We start from the raw sequence: 251 nt of genomic DNA, 5'->3' as shown, positions 1-251 counted from the left end.
CATTGACACTGATCACAATCCCGGAAGTGGTGCCCACATCCGCATTAGTTGGCGTACCGTTTAACAAGCCCGTTGCGACATTAAAGCTAGCCCATGTCGGTTTGTTGGTAATGCTAAAGGTAAAGCTATCACCGCTGTCGTCATCGCTAACACTTGGGGTAAAGCTGTAAGCACTGTCTTCATTGACTGAGGTGTTAGGACTGCCGGAGATCACCGGCGCATCATTAAAATCATATACAACAGAATAACCG

At 47.4% G+C, this 251-nt stretch carries 1 protein-coding gene; it reads right to left on the bottom strand.

Annotation, left to right across the window (positions count from 1 at the left end):
- On the bottom strand, positions 1 to 251 hold a 251-nt coding region (locus AAEY88_RS14760; protein ID WP_350563596.1), incomplete at both ends, for a putative Ig domain-containing protein.

Source organism: Psychrobacter sp. CAL346-MNA-CIBAN-0220, assembly GCF_040309805.1.
Taxonomy (GTDB): domain Bacteria; phylum Pseudomonadota; class Gammaproteobacteria; order Pseudomonadales; family Moraxellaceae; genus Psychrobacter.
The sequence above is the reverse complement of the archived record's forward strand: the minus strand, read 5'-3'. Positions and strand labels throughout refer to the sequence as shown.